Annotated in this window: 20 protein-coding genes; 12 read left to right on the plus strand and 8 right to left on the minus strand. The window is 62.4% G+C overall.

Features of this window, described 5'->3' with window-relative positions:
- Window positions 1–6 precede the first annotated feature (6 nt).
- Window positions 7–918, minus strand: a complete 912-nt coding sequence (ptrR, locus tag IFT57_RS13965) for a putrescine utilization regulator PtrR (RefSeq protein ID WP_192151776.1) — start codon at window positions 916–918, stop codon at window positions 7–9.
- Between the two features lie 100 nt (window positions 919–1,018).
- On the opposite strand from ptrR, the gene IFT57_RS13970 reads away from it, so the two are divergent.
- From IFT57_RS13970 to IFT57_RS13985, 4 genes are all read left to right on the plus strand, one after another.
- Window positions 1,019–2,392, plus strand: a complete 1,374-nt coding sequence (locus IFT57_RS13970) for an aldehyde dehydrogenase family protein (protein WP_192151777.1) — start codon at window positions 1,019–1,021, stop codon at window positions 2,390–2,392.
- Between the two features lie 68 nt (window positions 2,393–2,460).
- The gene (locus IFT57_RS13975; protein ID WP_192151778.1) at window positions 2,461–3,327 is read left to right on the plus strand and encodes a pirin family protein; all 867 of its coding nucleotides are present in this window, start codon (window positions 2,461–2,463) and stop codon (window positions 3,325–3,327) included.
- Between the two features lie 111 nt (window positions 3,328–3,438).
- Window positions 3,439–3,906, plus strand: coding sequence for an Lrp/AsnC family transcriptional regulator (locus tag IFT57_RS13980; RefSeq protein WP_122477453.1), 468 nt, complete (start codon window positions 3,439–3,441; stop codon window positions 3,904–3,906).
- Between the two features lie 365 nt (window positions 3,907–4,271).
- Window positions 4,272–4,790 carry a DUF4880 domain-containing protein gene (locus IFT57_RS13985; protein ID WP_192151779.1) on the plus strand — a complete coding sequence of 173 codons (519 nt, stop codon included), beginning with the start codon at window positions 4,272–4,274 and terminating at the stop codon, window positions 4,788–4,790.
- Window positions 4,791–4,792: 2 nt separating this feature from the next.
- Here the strand turns inward: IFT57_RS13985 and IFT57_RS13990 are convergent, their stop codons facing one another.
- A complete protein-coding gene (locus IFT57_RS13990) occupies window positions 4,793–7,159 on the minus strand; it encodes a DNA polymerase II (RefSeq protein ID WP_192151780.1) in 2,367 nt (788 codons plus the stop codon).
- 156 nt (window positions 7,160–7,315) lie between these two features.
- Between IFT57_RS13990 and IFT57_RS13995 the strand changes: the two genes are divergently transcribed.
- Both IFT57_RS13995 and IFT57_RS14000 read left to right on the plus strand, forming a co-directional pair.
- On the plus strand, window positions 7,316–9,217 hold the full coding sequence (locus IFT57_RS13995) for a DNA topoisomerase III (protein ID WP_192151781.1): 1,902 nt from the start codon (window positions 7,316–7,318) through the stop codon (window positions 9,215–9,217).
- Between the two features lie 110 nt (window positions 9,218–9,327).
- Entirely contained in the window at window positions 9,328–9,618 is a 291-nt protein-coding gene (locus IFT57_RS14000; RefSeq protein ID WP_192103543.1) for a YkgJ family cysteine cluster protein, read from the plus strand.
- A 16-nt stretch (window positions 9,619–9,634) separates the two neighbouring features.
- Here IFT57_RS14000 and IFT57_RS14005 read toward each other — a convergent pair whose 3' ends face one another.
- The 3 genes from IFT57_RS14005 to IFT57_RS14015 all read right to left on the minus strand — a co-directional run bounded on the left by IFT57_RS14005 (window position 9,635) and on the right by IFT57_RS14015 (window position 11,508).
- The gene (locus IFT57_RS14005) at window positions 9,635–10,312 is read right to left on the minus strand and encodes an anti-sigma factor (RefSeq protein WP_192151782.1); all 678 of its coding nucleotides are present in this window, start codon (window positions 10,310–10,312) and stop codon (window positions 9,635–9,637) included.
- Window positions 10,313–10,338: 26 nt separating this feature from the next.
- On the minus strand, window positions 10,339–10,875 hold the full coding sequence (locus IFT57_RS14010; RefSeq protein ID WP_192151783.1) for a sigma-70 family RNA polymerase sigma factor: 537 nt from the start codon (window positions 10,873–10,875) through the stop codon (window positions 10,339–10,341).
- A gap of 96 nt (window positions 10,876–10,971) precedes the next feature.
- On the minus strand, window positions 10,972–11,508 hold the full coding sequence (locus tag IFT57_RS14015; protein WP_192151784.1) for a DUF3455 domain-containing protein: 537 nt from the start codon (window positions 11,506–11,508) through the stop codon (window positions 10,972–10,974).
- 189 nt (window positions 11,509–11,697) lie between these two features.
- Here IFT57_RS14015 and IFT57_RS14020 point away from each other — a divergent pair, with 189 nt between their 5' ends.
- Entirely contained in the window at window positions 11,698–12,615 is a 918-nt protein-coding gene (locus tag IFT57_RS14020; protein WP_122797119.1) for a ZIP family metal transporter, read from the plus strand.
- Here the strand turns inward: IFT57_RS14020 and IFT57_RS14025 are convergent.
- Window positions 12,607–13,452, minus strand: coding sequence for an NAD-dependent protein deacetylase (locus IFT57_RS14025; RefSeq protein WP_122797120.1), 846 nt, complete (start codon window positions 13,450–13,452; stop codon window positions 12,607–12,609). The two genes, IFT57_RS14020 and IFT57_RS14025, sit on opposite strands and share 9 nt — an antisense overlap.
- Window positions 13,453–13,535: 83 nt before the next feature.
- Window positions 13,536–13,757: a hypothetical protein gene (locus IFT57_RS14030; protein ID WP_192151785.1), complete on the minus strand. Its 222-nt coding sequence runs from the start codon at window positions 13,755–13,757 to the stop codon at window positions 13,536–13,538.
- A gap of 61 nt (window positions 13,758–13,818) precedes the next feature.
- Here IFT57_RS14030 and IFT57_RS14035 point away from each other — a divergent pair, with 61 nt between their 5' ends.
- Both IFT57_RS14035 and IFT57_RS14040 read left to right on the plus strand, forming a co-directional pair.
- Window positions 13,819–14,814, plus strand: coding sequence for a DHH family phosphoesterase (locus IFT57_RS14035; RefSeq protein ID WP_342030354.1), 996 nt, complete (start codon window positions 13,819–13,821; stop codon window positions 14,812–14,814).
- A 50-nt stretch (window positions 14,815–14,864) separates the two neighbouring features.
- Window positions 14,865–15,107, plus strand: a complete 243-nt coding sequence (locus IFT57_RS14040; protein WP_122715655.1) for a hypothetical protein — start codon at window positions 14,865–14,867, stop codon at window positions 15,105–15,107.
- A gap of 16 nt (window positions 15,108–15,123) precedes the next feature.
- On the opposite strand, the gene IFT57_RS14045 is transcribed toward IFT57_RS14040, so the two are convergent.
- Window positions 15,124–16,344, minus strand: a complete 1,221-nt coding sequence (locus tag IFT57_RS14045) for a GGDEF domain-containing protein (protein ID WP_192151786.1) — start codon at window positions 16,342–16,344, stop codon at window positions 15,124–15,126.
- A gap of 281 nt (window positions 16,345–16,625) precedes the next feature.
- Between IFT57_RS14045 and IFT57_RS14050 the strand changes: the two genes are divergently transcribed.
- From IFT57_RS14050 to IFT57_RS14060, 3 genes are all read left to right on the plus strand, one after another.
- Window positions 16,626–17,141 (plus strand): sigma-70 family RNA polymerase sigma factor, encoded by a 516-nt coding sequence (locus IFT57_RS14050; RefSeq protein WP_122797124.1) that lies wholly within the window; start codon window positions 16,626–16,628, stop codon window positions 17,139–17,141.
- Window positions 17,138–18,094 carry a FecR domain-containing protein gene (locus IFT57_RS14055; protein ID WP_192151787.1) on the plus strand — a complete coding sequence of 319 codons (957 nt, stop codon included), beginning with the start codon at window positions 17,138–17,140 and terminating at the stop codon, window positions 18,092–18,094. The genes IFT57_RS14050 and IFT57_RS14055 overlap by 4 nt, the downstream gene beginning before the upstream one ends.
- A 148-nt stretch (window positions 18,095–18,242) precedes the next feature.
- Complete coding sequence (locus IFT57_RS14060) at window positions 18,243–20,609, plus strand: TonB-dependent siderophore receptor (RefSeq protein WP_446731191.1); 2,367 nt, start codon at window positions 18,243–18,245, stop codon at window positions 20,607–20,609.
- Window positions 20,610–20,696: the final 87 nt, after the last annotated feature.

The following is a 20,696-nucleotide window of genomic DNA, read 5'->3' on the forward strand; positions in this document are numbered from 1 at the left end:
GAATGACTAAGTCAGCGCCGTGCCAGATGCCGAAGCCTTGGAGGTCGTCGAGGCCTGCAGGACGCTGTCGTCGAGCAGTTCGAGCATCGCCGCCAGGTTGGGCGAACCTGCGCCACGGCGCCAGATCAGCCAGGTGTGCAACCAGCGAAACTCTTCGGCCAGGGTCCAGACACTGACGTTGCTGCTGCCGGGCATGCTTTCCAGCATGCTGCGCGGCATCAAGGCCAGGCCGGCGCCGGCACTGACGCAGGCGAGCATGCCGTGATAGGACTCCATTTCGAAGATCTTGCCGGGCGCCGCGCCGTCGGCGACGAACCAGTTTTCGAAGTGCCGACGGTAGGAGCAGTTGGCGCGAAAGGCATAAATGGTTTCGCCATTGACGTCCTGGGCTCGGGACACAGGCGCGTGACTGCGCGCGCTGACCAGCACCATTTCTTCGTCGTACACCACACGCCCATCGAGCAGCGGATGACGCAGCGGGCCGTCGACAAAGGCAGCGGCCAGCCGCCCGCCGAGCACGCTGTCGAGCATGTCGCCCGACGGTCCGGTGGACAGGTCCAGCTCGACCTTGGGATAACGATGATGGTACGCCGCCAGCAACGGTGGGATGCGCACGGCTGCCGTGCTTTCCAGCGAGCCCAGTGCGAACGAGCCCTGCGGCTCGGTACCCGACACCGCCTGGCGCGCCTCCTCGACCAGATCGAGGATGCGTCGCGTGTAGTCGAGAAAACTCCAGCCATTGGGCGACAGGCGCAAGCGCAGCTTTTCGCGGATGAACAGATCGACCCCCAGTTCGCTTTCCAGTTGCTTGATCCGCGTCGTGAGGTTGGAAGGCACCCTATGCACGCGCTGGGCGGCGGCGGCAATACTGCCTTCCTCGGCTACGGCGCGAAACAGCTCCAATTGGGTCAGGTCCATACATTCTCCAAAAGAGATGGTTTCGGTTATTATTATTCAGTTTTCATGATTTAACCATGCCCGTATCGTGGCCGACATCTTCCTTCGACAGGTGAACGCCATGACGCATGCCATCTCCATGAACCCCGCCACCGGCGCCGAGCTGCAACGCTACCCCTTCGACAGCGAGGCGCAGCTTGAGCAGACACTGGCTGGCAGTTTTGCCGCCTTCGAACAATGGCGCTACGTTGCGCTCGGTGAGCGCGCTGCAGCCATCGCACGCATGGCAGACGTGCTGCGCGAAATGAGTGAGCCGCTGGCGCAGATGATCACCCAGGAAATGGGCAAGCCCATCACCCAGGCGCGCGCCGAAGTCGAGAAGTGCGCCGGACTGTGCCAGTGGTACGCCGAACACGGCCCGGCGATGCTCGCCGCCGAAGCGACCCAGGTGCCAGGCCAGAAAGCGCGCATCGAATACCGCCCGCTGGGCCCGGTGCTGGCGGTGATGCCGTGGAATTTCCCGCTCTGGCAAGTCTTGCGCGGCGCCGTACCGGTGATCCTGGCCGGCAATGGCTATTTGCTCAAGCACGCGCCGAACGTGATGGGCAGCGCCACGCTGCTGCGTGAGGCGTTCGACCAGGCGGGCCTGCCCCACGGCCTGTTCGGTGTGCTCAATGTCGAGCCCGCTGGCGTATCGCGCGCCATTGCCGACCCACGGGTTGCTGCCGTGACCGTGACCGGCAGCGTCGGTGCAGGCTCGGCGATTGCCGCACAAGCCGGTGCGGCATTGAAGAAGTGCGTACTTGAGTTGGGCGGCTGCGACCCGTTCATCGTCCTGGCCGATGCCGACCTGGACGAAGCGGTCAACGCTGCCCTGCTCGGCCGCTTCCAGAACACCGGTCAAGTCTGCGCCGCCGCCAAGCGCCTGATCGTCGAATCCAGCATTCTGCCGGCCTTCACCGAGCGCTTCCTGGCCGCCACCCGTGCGCTGAAGGTCGGCGATCCGCAGCTCGACGACACCTACATCGGCCCGATGGCGCGTTACGATCTGCGCGACGAGCTGGATGGCCAGGTCCAGACCTCCATCGAGCAAGGTGCCGAACTGCTGCTGGGCGGGCACAAACTCCCCGGCGATGGCAATTTCTACGCACCGACGGTGCTTGGTAACGTGCAGCCCGGCATGACCGCCTTCGATCAGGAGCTGTTCGGCCCCGTGGCGTCCATCATTGAGGCGCGCGATGCACAGCACGCGCTGGCACTGGCCAATGACAGTGAGTTCGGGCTGTCAGCGACGGTATGGACGGCCGATGGCGAACTGATCGAGTACTTCACCGAGCGCCTGGAGACCGGTGCGATCTTCATCAACGGCTATGGTGCCTCGGATGCCCGCGTGGGCTTCGGTGGCATCAAGAAAAGCGGCTTCGGGCGCGAGCTGTCGCACTTCGGGGTGCGCGAGTTCTGCAACGCCCAGACGGTCTGGCTCGATCGCCGCTGAGCTGTTCAGGCGGCGGGCTTGTGCGGCATAGTCATGCACCGCAGTGATTATCCGCACCCCGAGGCCCCATGACCCGAACCGTCCTCCAGCAGTTCCCCGCGCAGCGCGACGATATCGGTGACCTGATCACCCGTCGCCCGCTGCCGGGCCCCGGCATCGAGCAGCTCGATCCGTTCCTGTTTCTCAATCACCACGGTCCGCAGACCTACCCACCCAACAACCAGGGCCTGCCGTTCGGACCGCATCCCCATCGTGGCTTCGAGACGGTCACGTTCATCCTTCAGGGCGAGCTGTCGCACCTGGACAGCGGCGGCCATGAAAGCATCATCGGCGCAGGTGGCGTGCAGTGGATGACGGCGGGTTCCGGGCTGGTGCATGCCGAGCTGTCGCCGCAGTCGTTCAAGCGTGAAGGCGGCCCGCTGGAAATTCTCCAGTTGTGGGTCAACCTGCCAGGGCGTTTGAAGATGACCCCTCCGGCCTATGTCGGCCTGCAAGGCGCGGACATCCCCACGATCACCGAGCCTTTGGCCGAGGTCCGGCTGATTTCCGGGGACTATGTTTCCGCCCAGCATGGCGCCAGGCGCGGACCGATCGAGTCCTTGACCGGCCTGTGCCTGATGACCGTACACCTGCAACCCGGCGCCCGACTCTCGCTGCCGGCACCCTTGAGCGAAAACGTCTTTCTGTACGTGGTCGATGGCGAGGTCGAGATCGCCGGTGCCTCGCTGCAGTGCCATCATCTGGTCAAACTCAGTGACACACACGACACGGTAACGGTCGATGCCACTGGCCCGGCCACGCTGCTCTATGGCCACGGCGCGCCACTGGGCGAACCGGTGGCCAGCTACGGTCCGTTCGTGATGAACACCCGCGAGGAAATCCAGCAGGCGTTTGCCGATTATCAGGCGGGCAAGTTCGGTCATATCGCAGGCTGAGCGTGCCGCGTTGTCTTGGGCCAATCAGCGAGGGTGACTGGAGCAGAACGTCAGAAACGAGCCATACTCTGCATGAAGTCGACCCGATAACCACAAGAACCGGACTCATTCATGCAAACCAGTCTCAGCCCGATCGATCGGCGCATCCTGCGCCTGCTCCAGCACGACGCGGACCTCTCGGCGGCCCAGGTCGCCGAACGTGTGGAGCTGTCCCAGTCACCCTGCTGGCGACGCATCCACCGCATGCAGGAAGAAGGGCTGATCGAGCGCAAGGTTGCCCTGCTCAACCCGAAAAAACTCGGCCTGAGCATGACCATCTTCGTCAGCATCAAGCTGTCCGGGCACGGCCGGCGGCACCTGACCGAATTCGAGGAAGCCATCATCGGCTACCCGCAGGTGCTCGAGTGCTACACGATGGCAGGCGGCATGGATTTCATGCTCAAGGTGGTGGCCAAGGACATTGCCAGCTACGAGCGGTTTCTGCGCGACCATCTGCTGCAGAAGCCCCATGTGCAGGAAGCCTACTCGAACATTGCCATGAGCGAAGTCAAGCGCACCACCGAGCTGCCGCTGGAGTGAGGGATGGGCACAGAAGAAAAAGAAGAAACCACAGACAAATCATTTGACATGCAAATGATAACGATTATTATTGAGCTCAACCGGTCGAGAGATCGGTTGGATAATCCGAAGGGCCTTAGGTCGGACCTTCAGATTATCTCCTCATCAGGCTAATCACGGTTTTTGACCCGGCTTTTTGCCGGGTCTTTTTTTTGCTCTTCAGGCTAATGAAGAGTGTTGCACGCCGTCGGTTTCGAACTTCACCGACTTGAAGGCGCCACTGCAAAGATGGCGGGCATGATATCAAAAGAACATCGGAAAACGGAAGTCCGAACTCTCTTTCTCTCTACAGATGACCAGGTTTCGCGCAAAAGGAGGTGTCACCGATGACCCCACTGCTCACGCCCTCGCATGATCTGTCAGACCTCATCCACGGCCAGCCACACCCGGACCGCCTCTATCGACGGGTGCAGAACCTGCCCAGGCGGACTCGACAAGTCCTGCTATACAGCCGTCTCGACGAACTCCCCTACCTCGCCATCGCCCAGCGCCTGCACACGACACTCGCCGACGTCGAAGCCAGAATGCAGGACGCACTGCGTGCCTGCTGCAAACCAGCCCTGACAGGCCAAGGCATGGCCATTCACTGGTACGTCAAGCTGCAGAGCCCATTGACCACCGCCAGCGAGCGCATCGACTTCCGCCGCTGGCTGGACAGCGACGTCGCACATCTGGCCGCCTTTCATGCCACCGAGCTGCACTGGCGCCAACTGATCGCCCCCGCGACGCTGCTGGGCCACGACCGCTGGCATCACAAGGCACGCCAGGGGCTGGGGTTGCGGGGCTGGGTGACAGCTGGCCTGGCCATGGCGCTGGCCATGGAGCTCATCAGCCAAAGCCTTTGAGCCTACTGGAACAGACCAAGCTGGCCGCCGATCAGCGTATTGAAATCGTCGTTGACGAACGGCAGGATCGCATCGGCAACAGGCTGCAGCTGTCGGGTCAGGTAATGGTCGTAGTCGATGGCCGAATGTCGCACTTCCAAGGGCTCGGGGCCCGCCACCGTCATCACATAGCTGATCCAGCCGCCGCGCTGATACTGCAGGGGCCGCCCCATCGAGCGGTTGAGTTCATCGGCGATGCGCGCCGCTCGTACGTGCGGTGGCACGTTGCGTTGATAGTCGTGCAACGGCCTGCGCAGTCGCTTGCGGTAGATCAGCAAGTCGTCCAACTCACCCGCCAGGGTTCGTTTCACGTAATCGCGGACATACGCCTGATAGCCTTGATACTGGAAGATTCTCGAGTACAGCGCCTTCTGGAACTCACGGGCCAGCGGCGACCAGTCGGTACGTACGCTTTCCAGCCCCTTGTAGACCATCTCGTCCTGACCGTCGGCACGCCTGACCAATCCCGCGTAGCGCTTCTTGCTGCCCTCTTCCGCGCCACGGATGGTCGGCATCAGGAAACGCCGGAAATGGGTCTCGAACTGCAGCTCCAAAGCGCTGTTCAATCCATATTCATGCTGAAGATGCTGTCTCCACCAAAGGTTGACCTCGGCCACCAGTTCCTTGCCGACGCGGCTGGCCTCGGCTTCGTCGTGGGCGCTGTTGAGCCAGACAAACGTTGAGTCGGTGTCGCCGTAGATCACCTGGTAACCGCGCGCCTCGATGAGCTCGCGGGTACGGCGCATGATCTCGTGGCCGCGCAGGGTGATCGACGACGCCAGGCGTGTGTCGAAAAAGCGACAGCCACTGGACCCCAGCACGCCGTAGAACGCGTTCATGATGATCTTCAGCGCCTGCGACAACGGCGCGTTGCCCTGCGCCTTGGCCGTCTCGCGGCCATCCCAGACGCTGGCGACGATGGCCGGCAGGCAATGCCGGGTACGTGAAAAGCGCGCGCCGCGAAAACCTTCGACCGAGTGTTGATCGGCGGGGTTGGCCAGACCTTCCGCCAGACCTACCGGGTCGATCAGGAACGTGCGGATGATCGACGGATACAGGCTCTTGTAGTCCAGCACCAGTACCGACTCGTACAGGCCGGGCCGCGATTCCATGACGAAGCCGCCGGGGCTGGCCTCGGGCGGGCGTTGCCCGATATTGGGCGCGACGAACCCCTGGCGATGCATCGCCGGCAGATACAGATGCGTGAAGGCCGCAATCGAGCCACCGCTGCGGTCCGCCGGCAGGCCCGTGACGCTGGCGCGTTCGAGCAGGAAGGTGAGCAGTTGGGTCTTGGCGAAGATCCGCGTGACCAGGACGCAATCCTTGATGTTGTAGCGCGCCAGGGCCGGTTTGTCCTCGGCAAACATGCGGTTTATTTCGTCCATGCGCTGGTACGGCGTGGAAATGTCCTTGCCCTCGCCCAGCAGCGTCCGCGACACGTTTTCGAGACTGAAGGAGGGAAAGCTCCAAGTCGCCGAACGCAGCGCCTCGACTCCGTCGATGATCAGCCGACCTGGCGCGCCGGCGAAATAGTGATCGTTGCCACTGCCGTGTTCGCGCCAGGTCATCTCCGCGCCCCCGCGGCCCAACAGCAAGGGCACGTTGAGGCGCCTGGCGTGTTCGTGCAGGACGCGCAGGTCGAACTGCACGACGTTCCAGCCGATGATTACGTCCGGGTCGTGTTCGGCGAACCAGGCATTGAGGCTTTGCAGCAGTTCCACCCGGCTTTGCCGGTAATGCAGGGCAAAATCCAGGGTGCGCGCATCGCCATTGGGCGGGCCGAGCATGAACACATCACGTTGGCCGCAGCCCTCGATGCCGATGCAGTACAGCTCGCCCTGGGCGGTGGTTTCTATGTCCAGCGACGCCAGCCGTAGCTGTGGACGGTAGGCCGACGCCGGCTTGAGCCTGGCCTCATGGTATTGGCCGTCGGCTTGCAGTTGACCATCGAAGACCACGGCCGCCGTGATGAAGCGCTCCATCAGGTAGCGCTCCGGTGGACGAATGTCGGCCTCGTAGACCGTTATGCCAGCTTGCCTGAGCATTGTTTCCAGCCGTTGCAACTGGCCGTACTGCCGGCAATACAGGCCTGACACGGGCTGCTGGTCGAAATCGCGCAGCGTCAGCGGCTTGAGCTGTATGCCGGCCTCGTCCTCGAGCAGACGCCGGGCCTGCTCCTGCTGCCCCGTAGGCAGGAAGGCGACCGAGGGCTGGGGCGGCAGGCGTACCAGCCGCGGCCCGGCATCGGTCGCCAGCCACAGCTCAACCTCAGTGCCTTCGGCGGTGTCGCGCCAATGTCGGGTCAGGATGAAACCCTGTTGTGGGGTCACGGCGGCGGGCCTTTAACGAAGAAAGTAGGAGCGGCGACTGCAGGCCGAGCTCATATGAGGCAACATCATAAACTGTACATCCATACACATAAAGCTTGCCTGTCTTGACACGTCTGGCATGCTACGGCTCTGCACAGCTTCTTCATCAGGGTACCTATGCGGCTGTTTCTCTGCGAAAAACCTTCCCAGGCAAAAGACATCGCCAAGGTGCTGGGCGCCACGCGCCGCGGTGATGGCTGCTGGATCGGCAATGCCGTCACGGTGACCTGGTGCATCGGGCACCTGCTGGAAACCGCACCGCCCGATGCCTACGACGCGCGCTACAAGCGTTGGGTGCTTGCCGATCTGCCGATCATCCCGCAGCAATGGAAAATGCAGGTGAAACGCAAGACGGCCAGCCAATTCAAGGCGGTCAAGCGCTTGTTGGGTGAAGCCCAGGCACTGGTGATCGCAACGGACGCCGACCGCGAAGGCGAAATGATCGCCCGCGAGCTCGTCGATCACTGTCGCTACCGTGGTCCGGTGCAGCGCCTGTGGCTGTCGGCGCTGGACGACGCCTCGATTCGCAAGGCGCTGGCGGCCCTCAAGCCGGGCGCCGAGACATTCTCTCTTTATCACAGCGCCCTGGGACGTTCGCGTGCCGACTGGTTGATCGGCATGAACATGAGCCGCCTGTTCACCCTGCTCGGGCGTCAGGCCGGTTACCAGGGCGTGTTGCCCGTGGGGCGAGTACAAACCCCAACCCTGCGCCTGGTGGTGGACCGTGACCGCAGCATTGCCGATTTCGTCCCTGCCGCCTATTGGGCCATCGATGTGCAACTGCTCGGCGAACAAACCGAGTTCACGGCGCAGTGGATACCGCCAGCGGACAACTGTGACGACAACGGTCGCTGCCTCAACCAAGTGCTGGCGCAGCAGGCCGCTGCAGCGATCAGCCAGGCAGCCCACGCAACGCTGAGCAAACTGCGTACCGAGCGCGTGAAGGAAGCAGCCCCCCTGCCCTTCGACCTGGGCACCCTGCAGGAGGTCTGCTCGAAGAAGCTCGGACTGGGGGCGCAGGAAACCCTGGATGTGGCGCAGTCGCTGTATGAAACCCACAAGGTCATTACCTATCCACGCAGCGACTGCGGCTACCTGCCGGTCAGCCAGCACGGTGATGCCGGGGCGATCATCGCAGCCCTGGGCCGCGCCGACCCGGGGCTGGCAGCGTTGCTTCCCCACCTCGATGCGCAGCGGCGCTCACGCGCCTGGAACGACGCCAAGGTCGGCGCCCACCACGGCATCATTCCAACCGCGGTCGCCGCAACGCCCGACAAGCTGCAGGGCAAGTACCGCGCGGTGTATACCCTGATCCGCGCCCGCTACCTGGCGCAGTTTCTTCCCAACCACGAATACGACCGCACCCAGGCCGACTTCGACTGCAGCGGCCAGGCGTTGCGCGCGGTCGGCAAGCAGGTGGTCGAACCCGGATGGAAACGCGCCATACCGCAGGCGCTCGGCGCTGCCAAGGGTCGCGAAGCGCCGGCTCCCCAACCATTGCCGCGGCTGACCGAGGGCCAGAGCTGTGTGGTACGCGACGTGAAGCTCAAGGACCTGTGGACCCAACCACCCAAACCCTTCACGGAAGGTGATCTGATCAAGGCGATGAAAAACGTCGCCAAGCTGGTCGAAGACCCGCGCCTGAAGCAGAAACTCAAGGACACCACCGGAATCGGCACCGAGGCCACCCGTGCGGGCATCATCCAGGGCCTGCTGGACCGCGGCTACCTGACCAAACAGGGCAAGGCTCTGGCCGCGGCACCCGCCGCCTTCAGTTTGATCGACGCGGTACCTCGAGCCATCGCCGACCCAGGCACCACTGCCATCTGGGAGCAGGCGCTGGACATGGTGCAGAGCGGTGAGATGTCGCTGGAAACCTTCGTCGCCAAACAATCGGCGTGGATGAGCAAGTTGGTGGAGCGTTGCGCCGGGTTGCGCATGGTCATCAGCGGTCCTGCGCCCAAAGGCGCGACGCCGTGGAAAAACAAGCGCAAGCGCAAACCTTCCAAAGCGGCCTGACCTGCAATCCGTCGCCTGAAGCCTGAAGGTGCACGGCTTGCTTTGTGAAACGGCGCAACTACCGGTACGCTGCGCCGATCATTTCCTGCCAGGCACTGCCCTTGATTGCGCTGCATGACATCGCTGTAACCAGCGACATCGACCCTTCCATCAGCTGTGACCGCTGCGCCGCCAAGTGCTGTCGTCTCGAAGTCATGCTGATCACCGACACCGGCGTACCGGAGCGCTTCATTGAAGTGGATGAATGGGGCTCGGAAACCATGTCGCGCCTGGACGACGGATGGTGCGCGGCACTGGACCGACGCTCCATGAGCTGCAGTATCTACCTGAATCGCCCGCTGATCTGTCGCGAGTTCGACATGGGCGGGCCGGACTGCCAAGAAGAGCGCATGCGCCCGTAGGCAGCCCGATCACGCGTCAGATCACCTTGACCGCACGGCCGATGAACTGGATGGGGCCGGTTGGCCTGCCTGTCGTAGAGCCTGACTTGGGCTCCAGGGTCAGCTCGAACAACTGGTTGTTCTCCAGCGGCGGAAGCTTGTCCAACGCCACATGCACGCTCTGCCCCGGTTCCACCAGACCCAGCGAAACGGGGCCTTGCCAGCTGTCGGCCTTGGTCCAGAACTGCAAGGCGCGGTCGGCCGGCACTGGCGCATCGTTCAATGGAATCAGCTGGACTTCCCTCGAGTCGCTGGCCTGCACCACCCAGCCCGGCGCCTTGTCCTGCGGCGCGATGAGCACGACGACATAGGCTGGACCCGGCACTGGCGCGCGGACATTGAACAACAAGGCCCCCAGCACCAGCGTTGCCGCCAGCCCGGCGCCCGCCAACCCGCGCCAGACACCCAGGCGATTCCACCAGATCGGGATCGGCTGCGCGCCTGCGCCGTCGAGGCTGCGCTGGATGCGTGGCCACAGCATCGCCGACGTCTGCACAGGCGTGATGCGCTCAGCCAGTGGCAACAGGCGCGCTTCCCATGCATCAACGGCCGCACGCAGTTCCAGGTCAGTCGGCAGTCGCCGTTCGACGTCTGCCCGCCGCTCTGCATCGAGCGTTCCCAGCACGTACTCGCTGGCCAATTCTTCAGTATTCATGGGTTCTACCGTCTCGCTTCGTTCGCTCATCCCATGCACTCGCGCAGTGATGCCAGGCTGCGCTTGATCCACGCCTTGATCGTGCCCAGCGGCGTTTCCAGCCGCTGGGCGATCTCGGCATGGGTATAGCCATCCAGATAGGCGTGGTACAGGCACTGACGCCGCTGCGGCTCGAGCTGCTCCAGACACCCATCGATCCGCGCGCTGCCCAGGGCCACGTCCGCCGTCTCGTCGGTGAACAGCGACTGCAGGTCGTCCTCGTTCAGCTCGCGCAACCGGGCGTTGCTGCGAATGTGGTTGAGCGCAAGATGGCGCGTAATGGTGAACATCCACCCCCGTGCCGAACCGCGTTGCGCATCGAAACTGGCGGCTTGCGTCCAGATCCGCAGGAACGCATCGTGGACTATGTCCTCGGCCAGCGCCCGATCGCCGACGATACGCAAGGCCACGGCCAACAGGCGTCCGCCTTCGCGCTGATACAAGCCGTGCAGTGCCTGGCGATCGCCACGGGCACAGTTTTGCAGGGCAACTTCGTAATCGAATGGATTTTCCGGCAAGGACAAGAAAGACCGCCATGGCAAGTGGGAGAATGAAGCTCGCTCGGCAGTGTAGACCAGGCGCGCGGACTTGCCGTTCCGCGCGCCGTGTCTATGCGACTTTTACTTGGCGGACCAGAAAATGTAGTCGGCCTGGTATTTGACGATTTCTTTCTGACCCTTCTGCGCGGTGGTACACGCGCTGGTCGGGGCAACGCCGCCCTTGAGTGCGGTGCGCTGGATGTAGGTCACGCCCTGCATGGCGCCCTTGCCTTCGACCGGATTGGCTTTGACCAACTGGTAAGGCAGATTGCCGTCGCCGGCCGGTGCGACAGCAACCTGAGTGCCGGTCACCTTGGAGCCGTCAGCCGACTGCCAAGTGGCGGGCGGGCCGAAATAAGTGCCTACTTGCTTGCCGGAGCGATCATTGAGAACGGCCTTGGGGCCGACGAACGTCCACTCGGTCTGGCCGGCGGCATTGGCTTTGTCACGGCATTCATAAGTGATTTCGCCCATGCCGACGGTTTCCATCGCGACCTTGTTGCCTGCGGGAACCTGAACCGGAGCTGGCAGATCCATCTGCGCGTGGGCAGTGGTAGCCAGTGCGAAGGTGGCGGCAAAGAGGACGTTGGTCAGGCAGAAACGGTGTGTGCTGTTCATCTCGTAAGCTCCATAAGAGTGATCGAACCGGCAGCGCCTTGTGTAGCTGCTGTAGGTACTACGCATCAGCCGGGCATTTGGATGCAGTTAAAAAAAAGAATTTTCCTACGGCGCCCATTCACATGCAGCGCAACCCCTGTCGCTTATTCGGGTCCATGCTTAAGCCCGCAGCAATTTCCAGAGAGCCCTATGCCTTCCAACACCGCCACCAGCGACAGCTGGCCACAGCGTTTTCGCGACAAACCCTGGTTATGGACCCTCACCGGCCTGCTTCTGGCCGTCAGTGCGGTGGTCGTGGTATGGAGCATCGTCAATGCCCTGCTGCACGCTGACCGTCAGCATGCCTGGTATGCACTGCTGGGCGGTACCGGCGGCTTTGCAGCCACGGCCCTGGGCGCATTGATCGCCCTGGCACTCAGAGAAATATCCTCCAAGGTACAGGACGTGATGCTCGGCTTCGCCGGCGGCATGATGCTGGCGGCCAGTACCTTCTCGCTGTTGCTGCCAGGCCTGGCAGCCGCCAATACCCACACAGACAGCCCAGCCGTCGCCGCCTTGGTGGTGATCCTCGGCCTGGGGCTTGGCGTGGGCTTGATGCTGGCGCTGGACAAGGTCATTCCCCACGAGCATGAAAACGCGGGCAGACACGGCCCGAACTCCGAACGAATTCACCGGGTGTGGTTGTTCGTTCTAGCCATTACCTTGCACAACCTGCCTGAAGGCATGGCCATCGGCGTGAGCCTGTCCGACGGCAACCTTGCGGTCGGCATCCCTCTGACCAGCGCAATCCTGTTGCAGGACATTCCCGAAGGTCTGGCCGTGGCCATGTCGCTGCGGGCGACGGGGCTGAGCGCGGGCAAGGCGGCCTTGGTGGCGATGGGTTCAGGTCTGATGGAGCCGCTTGGCGCGATGGTGGGACTTGGGCTGTCGAGCGGTTTCGCGCTGTCTTACCCGATCAGCATGGGACTGGCCGCTGGCGCGATGATTTTCGTGGTGTCTCACGAAGTGATTCCGGAGACCCACCGCAATGGTCACCAGACACCGGCAACACTGGGGCTGATGCTGGGGTTCGCGGTCATGATGTTCATGGACACCGCACTAGGTTGACGACTGACTGCCCTGGACCAGCCTTTGCGCTATCTGGGGCAGGACCTGCTCGCACGGCTGCGTGACCTTGATGCTGAGCAGTCCATCGGCACGAGTGCGGCCCATGTTGATCGCCAGGAGGCGTTTGCCTTGGCGAGACATCTCCTGACACAGGCGAAAGCTCGAGTAGGCCATCAGCGATGAGCCGACGATCAGCATGCCTGGCGCTGCCTCTACCGCCTTCCAGGCTGCCTGAGCATGCTCCGGCTCGACCCCTCCGCCAAAGAAGACCACATCGGGCTTGAGCAGGTCGCTGCCGCAGCAAGGACAATGGGGCATACGGAAGGCTTCCAGAAAGCGTGCTGCCAATTGCGCGTCGCCGTCAGGCGCGAGTACCGCATGCACATCCTGCAGGTAGGGGTTCTGTTCTTCGAGCAGCGACTGCACATCATCGCGCCGCAGTCGCATGCCACAGTCCAAACAGACCACCCGATGCAGGTTGCCATGCAGTTCGACCACATTTCGGCTGCCCGCTGCATCGTGCAGCCCATCGACGTTCTGGGTGATCACGCCGCTGATCAGGCCTTGCGCCTGCAATGCGGCCAGCGCTTGGTGAGCAGGGTTTGGCGTGGCCTGGTGCACACCCCGCCAGCCCACCATCGCGCGCGCCCAGTACCGCTTGCGCGTGGCGGCGCTGGCGATGAAGTCCTGATGCATGATGGGCGCGCTGCCACGCCGGACCCCGTCGGTATCGCGATAATCGGGAATGCCGGAAGCGGTACTGATGCCTGCTCCGGTCAGTACCAGATAAGGCGCCTGCACCATTTGCTGGTAGAGGGCATCGGCGAGTTCGACCATGGCTGCAAGTACCTCGGGTTGGCGTCATCTCAGGGTTCGATGTCTGCATGCAGACGGCCACACGGCCATGCAAAAGCGAAGGTTCAGGGTTGCGCGGCAGTGGCCTGGTCCATCAGCTCGTCGACTGCCTTGGCACACTGGACGCGATAGTCGGCAGGCAGCAGGCAGAGCTGCGGGCTGCCCAGCAGCCTGAGCTTCGCCGCTTCGGCAACCGCGCGCATGTCGACCCCACGCAGCGAAAATTCCTCTAGCAATGCCTGGATCGCATGCAGACGCTGATCCGGGCTGGACGTTGAAATCGACATGGTTCTTTCCACGATAAAGTGCCTATATGAAATGCACTGCTTGAGATGACAATGACTGCCAGTGTCGACTAAATACTTCGCCGTGGCGATGGACGGTCGCCCGAGCACGGATTGTCTGGCGTTGGGAATCACGCGCTGGGCCCTGCAATCGCTTAGAATGCTCGACCTGCACTACCCGTCGATTCCGGAGCCTTACATGACCGCAGCCCCCACCACTACGCTTTGCATCTACCACGGAAACTGTGCCGACGGCTTCGGCGCAGCCTGGGTAGTGCGCAAGGCACTTGGGCCTGACGTCGAATTTCATGCCGCCGGACACGGTCAACCGCCACCCGATGTCAGCGGCAGGCGTGTGCTCATCGTCGACTTTGCCTACGATTACGAAACGCTCATGGCGATGGCGGTCCAAGCTGTTTCGATCCTCGTGCTCGATCACCACAAGACTGCCCAGGCCGACCTGCTCAAAGTACCGCCGGCTCCAGCCTTCGGCGAACAAGCAGCAGGTGGCAATGTGCATGCGCTTTTCGACATGAGCCGCTCGGGCGCAGGTCTGGCCTGGGACTACTTCTTCGCTGGCCAGCCGCGCCCTGCCCTGATTGATCACATCGAGGACCGTGACCTGTGGCGGTTCAACCTGCCGGGTACGCGCGAAGTTCTGTCCAATCTGTTCAGTTATCCGCAGGACTTTGCCGTGTGGGATGCGCTGCTGGCTGCGCCCGTGGAGACGCTGCTGGCGGACGGTATTGCGATCGAGCGGCAGCGGCAGAAAACCGTGGCCGATCTGCTGCGCGCCACCGCGCGTCGAATGTCGATCGGTGGCCACGACGTGCCAGTGGCCAACATACCCTCACTGTTCGCCAGCGATGCCGGCAACATCATGACCCAGGGCGAGCCGTTTGCCGCCTGCTACTCGGACGGCCCCAAAGGTCGCTCGTTTTCGCTGCGCAGCACCGATGAAGGCATGGATGTCTCGGAAGTTGCCAAACAGTTCGGCGGTGGCGGTCATCGCAATGCGTCGGGCTTCCGCGTACCGTACGGCCACGAATTGACGCGCTAGGCGCAGGTGGAATGACCACCGAACACCCCTATTTAGCTGGAGAGCGTCACATGCCGCAGGAACGACTGGATCTACTGAAACTGCCCAAAGACGTCCGAGGCTCGGTCAATGGCCTGGTCCGCGCGTTGAATGCCGCCAGCACCAAGGCGGATGTGGAGCGCGAGGGCGCGCTCGAGATTGCCCTGATTCTGGGACTCGAACAGTCGCGCAAACTCAAGCCGGCCGACATCGAAGCGCTTTACATGATTTTCGATGACGCCAAGGAGGCACGACTGCAAGCGTTGCAGAATTGAGCCTTCAGGTGGCCCTTCAAGCCGCAGCGCTGCCTTCGAAAGGGGCCTGACGCAGGCAGTTGCGCCCGGCGTTCTTGGCGGCATACAGGGCCTTGTCGGCAGCCCCTATCAGGTTGTGCGCCGATACATAGGGCGCGATGCCCATCGCTATGCCCACGCTGATGGTTACCCGAGCTCCAGCACCCAGGGCCGGATGGGCAAGCCCCAGGTCCGCCACCGCCGTGCACAGGTCCTGCCCCAACTGCCTGGCCTGCTGGCTGTCAGCCCCCACCAGCAGCACCAGCATCTCCTCACCCCCGAAACGGAACGACACGGCGTTGGACTGCCTGGACAACTCCTTGATGGTTGCACTGACCTGCTTGAGACAGCTGTCCCCCTGCAGGTGGCCATAGCTGTCGTTGTAGAGCTTGAAGTGATCGATATCGATGAGGATTGCCGTCACACAGGTCGCTTCGGTCGCCGCTGCCTGCCACAGTTGGGCCGTGACATCACCCTGATGCCGCCGGTTGAACAGTTGAGTCAGTGGGTCGGTGCGAGCCATCTCGGTCAGTTGCACTTCCAGCAGGCGCCCGCGCAAGGCAAACAGATAGCTGAGTCGGCTTGCACGCTCGAGGAAATACGAAGCCATCAGCAACAGTACCACCGTGGAGCCGTACAAGAAGGCATTGGCGCGCCACGTCACCGGGTCCATGAAGCCCGCGATGTGAGTGGTCAGCAACTGAATGCCGAGCATGCTGGCCATGGCAGCGACGGCGAAGCGAAACGGTAACTGTTGAATCATCGTGCAATACACCATCAGCAGCAGCATGCCTAACTGATAGTGCAGGCGATAGGGACTGTCGCTGTAGATCATCACCACCAGCGGCATCAGCGAGGACAATACCGTGGCCAGCGCCGAGACCGTCTCCAGCGCTCGACGCGAGGTCAGGCGCTGGGCCAACAGCAGGATGGCAACGATCATGGGAGTGATCAGCAGCAGGCGCCCTACAGCGACATAGGCGAACACATCTTCGAGGGCCAGCCAGTCGCTGATCAGGAACAGGTTGTAGATGACTGCCCCGCAGATGCCTGTGGACGTCAGGAACTGCAACCGCTGGCGTTGGGTGTCGGCCTCGTAGCGGCGCTCCAGTTCACGGTCGAACGTCAGACCACCCACGCCACTTGCGATGGCCTGCTCAACCAATGCCATGGTGTGCGGTTCGGGGGAATGAGCCGGTTGAGCTTGAACGGCTTGCATGAGGCACCGGAAAATATGATTCAGAATTTTACTAGACTGCCCAATGATATCTTAGTGCCATTATTGTGGGGCAATAGTTTGGCGCCAATGGAGTGAACGGTCGTCGGGTTGTACCAGCGGTCGGGCCAGTTCGGTCGTTCACTGCGTCCGCTGTTCTGGTCAGGGATCAGTTTTCCCGGATGTGCCGGTGAGTAACCGAAGATTCAAATCGCAGGTTTCAAACTGCGGGTCATCAGATGATAATGCGAGACTTTATCATCTGATGCTCCATGAGATCCTGCATGCACCTTTCGCACACCGGCCCAGGCTTGGAACGACTCTATCAGGATCACCATTCCTGGCTCCGAGCCTGGCTGTATGGCCGATTGCGCAACACCGCCGATGCCGCCGATCTGGCGCAGGACACCTTCGTGCGCCTGCTGCAGCGCCGCACCCTGCAAACCATGGAGCAGCCGCGTGCCTATCTACGAACCGTGGCACGTGGTCTGGTCATCGACCTGTGGCGGCGTCGGGATATTGAAAGAGCCTGGCTGGAGACGGTAGCGGAACTGCCCTGCGAACAGGCGCCCTCGCCTGAAACGGGACTTCTGGTGATCGAGGCGCTGGTGGCCATCGACTGCCTGCTGGACAGCCTGCGCCCCATCGTGCGTCGTGCTTTCCTGCTTGCGCAGCTCGAGGGCTTGAAGTGCCCCGCCATTGCCAAAGAGCTTGGGGTGTCCGTGCCAAGCGTGGAGCGTTACATCGCCCAGGCGCTGCGGGCTTGCTACACCGCGACCTTCGCGCAGGAAACACGGTGAGCACGCCATCTACCCTGGTGTCGCCGCAGATACTCGATGCGGCCATCGACTGGTCGCTCAAGATCAGCTTCAACACAGCCGACGCGGCAACCCACGACGCCTTCCAGCACTGGCTGGCGGCCGACGCCCGGCATGCCCTGGCCTGGCAACGGCTGCAGGGTCTCAACGAGCCCTTCGCGCGGCTGCCCGCCAGTACCGCCATGAGCGCCCTGAACCGACTACCCACCGAACGCCTGCAGCGACGTCAATTGCTCAAGCTGCTCGTGCTGGGTTCATGTACCGCCGCGATTGGCTGCGGCACCCAACGATACGCGCCGTGGCAACGCCTGCTCGCCAACTACAGCACCCGCACGGGGGAATACCGCCGCTGGACACTCCCCAGTGGCACCCTGCTCGAACTCAACACCGACAGCGCGGTGAAAACCGACGTCGAAGGCGCGCAACGCTTCACGCTGTTGCGCGGCGAGATCAGTGCGACAACAGGGGGCAGCGGCACGCCCCTGCAGTTGACCACGCCGCACTGCCGGGTAAATGCGCTTCATGCACGCTTCGAGGCCAGGCTGCTCGGCGACCACACGTGCCTGACAGTCGCCGAGGGGACCATCAGCCTGGAGGCGAGTGCCGGGCGCCCAGCGCTTGAGATGCACGCAGGCGAGCAGTGGCTGGTCAGCCAGTCAGCGGCGCGGCGCACACCCGGGCCTGATAGCGACCACGGTGCCTGGCGCGACGGTATGCTGATCGTTCGCAACCGGCCATTGGCCCAAGTGCTTGGCGAACTGTCGCGCTACCGGGTCGGTTACCTGAACTGGGAGCAACGCATTGCCACGCTGCCTGTCAGCGGTAACTTCAGTACCTCACACGCCGATCAGTCGGTGGCGCTGATTGCCCGTGCGCATGGTCTGCACGTGCGAAAGATCACCCGCTATTGGTCCCACGTCGGCAAGGCAGCGTGAAACAACGTGGCGCTGTGATGGGATTTCGAATCTGGGACGGCATAGCTCATTGAATGCCTCACTCAATCCGTTCGAGATCCTCAAAGTGACCCAGCGCCTCCCGTCTTGCCTCCGCCCTCGCCTGTTAGGCCGAACCGTCTTCCCTGCCGTGCTCTGCTGGAGCCTTGCCGGTATCGCCGCCTCTGCGGTGCAGGCAGCCGACCTGCAGCAGATCGATATCCAGCCGGGCAGCCTGGACAGTGCCCTGACCGAGCTCAGCCGCAGCACCGGTGTGACCATCGTGTTCGATCCGCAACTTCTGGACAGCAAGCACAGCGCTGGCCTGCACGGCCGATTCAGTACTGACCAAGCCCTCGAGATGCTTCTGGGCGCCAGCGGGATCGGCGCCGTCAAACAGGGCGATGGTTTCGTCCTGATTGCCTTGACGACCGCCGGTGTCGGGCTCGACCTGGCGCCCACCCAGATCACCGGCAACCAGCTGGGCAATATCACCGAAGGCACCGGCTCCTACACCCCCGGCCTGATCGCCACGGCCACGCGGCTGGTCCTCAGCCCCAGGCAGACGCCGCAATCGGTCACCGTCGTCACCCGCCAGCACATGGATGACTTCGCGCTGGACAATGTCGACGACGTGATGCGGCACACCCCAGGCATTACCGTCTCGGCCTATGACAGCGATCGCTCCAACTACTACGCCCGCGGTTTTTCGATCAACAACTTTCAGTACGATGGCATTCCATCTGCGGTGCGCAATGTCGGCTATTCGGCCGGCAACTCGCTCAGCGACATGGCGGTCTACGACCGCATCGAAGTGCTCAAGGGGTCGCCCGGCCTGCTGGTCGGTGCAGGCTCGCTGGGTGCCACGATCAACCTGATCCGCAAGAAGCCCACCACCGGTTTCCAGGGGCATCTGAGCCTGGGCGCGGGCTCATGGGACAACTACCGCAGCGAAGTCGACGTCAGCGGATCGCTGACGCCGACCGGCAACGTACGCGGGCGTGCCGTGGCGGCCTATCAAGACAAGAATTCCTTCATGGACCGCTACAGCAGCCAGGCCGAGGTGTACTACGGCATTCTCGAGTTCGACCTTTCCCCGGATACCTTGCTGACCGTGGGCGGCGACTACCAGGACAACGATCCGCGCGGCTCGACCTGGTCTGGCAGCTTCCCTTTGCTCAACGCCGCTGGCGAGCGCAACGACGTCAAGCGCTCCTTCAGCAATGCCGCCGACTGGAGCAGCTGGAAACAATACACGCGCACGGTATTCGCGATGCTGGAGCACCAGTTCGGCGATGGTTGGGTAACCAAGTTGCAACTGGACCACAAGATCAACGGCTATGACGCACAACTGGGCTCGATCCAGGGCGATACCCCAGCCGCCGACGGCACGGCTCGGCTCAATGGCCAGCGCTACCGTGGCGAAACCAGCAGCGATTCAGCCGATGCCTATGTCAGCGGTCCCTTCCAGCTCCTGGGCCGCGAACACGAGGTGGTACTCGGCGGTTCGATCAGCAAGGCGCATTGGGATGGCAAGGGCTTCTGGGACGTGACCTATCCCAACGGCAACCAGCTCGACTTTTTCAACTGGCACGGCAACGTCGACAAACCGGCCTGGGGTACCGCGCAGCAGATCAGCGACGATGTCGTTCGGCAGACCGGCGTCTACCTGACCACGCGCTTGAACGCGACCGACGATCTGCACTTCATTCTCGGCGGGCGCCTGGTCAACTACACCGTGACAGGCAATACCGACACCTATCGCGAAAGCGGCCGACTGATCCCTTATGCAGGGGTGGTCTACGACCTGAACGAACAGTTGTCGGTGTATGCCAGCTACACCGACATCTTCATGGCGCAGGATTCCTACAACCTGGATCGAAACCGCAAGTTGCTCGAGCCCGACGAAGGCGAGAACTACGAAGTGGGTATCAAGGGCGAGTTCTTCGAAGGCCGGCTGAACGCCAGCCTGGCCTACTTTGAAGTCAAGGAAAGCAATCGGTCAGTGCCCGATGACGACTACAACAACCTTACGCCCACGCCTTCCAACTACGCGTTCAAGGGTACCGATGCGCAAACCAAGGGCTTTGAACTCGAAGTCTCCGGCCAACTTGCGCAAGGCTGGCAAATGCAGGCCGGCTTTACTCATAAAGTCGTACGCGACGACAGCGGCGTGAAAATCTCGACATTCGAGCCGGAAAACCAGTTCACCTTGTTCACTACCTACAACCTGCCCGGTGCGCTCAACCAGTGGACAGTAGGCGGCGGTGGACGCTGGCAAAGCAAGGCGTGGCAGGAGATCTGGAATTCGCCACGCGATACCTACGAAACCTTCGCCCAGAAGCAATACTGGGTGGTGGACCTCATGGCCAAGTACCAGATCAGCCCGGCGTTATCGACCACGGTCAATCTCAACAACCTGTTCGACAAGTACTACTACACCAACATCGGGTTCTATAACTCGGCAGTCTATGGCGAGCCCAGGAATGTGATGATCACCACCCGATGGGATTTCTGACGAGTGCCTGCGCCGTTTTGAATGCGCGGGTTGTTCGATGAACTGTTGGCAGCCTGCCTTCGGGCGTTCGAGCGAAGTCTCTGCTCG

Origin of the sequence: Pseudomonas sp. CFBP 13719, assembly GCF_014842095.1 — a bacterium.
Classification (GTDB): Bacteria; Pseudomonadota; Gammaproteobacteria; order Pseudomonadales; family Pseudomonadaceae; genus Aquipseudomonas.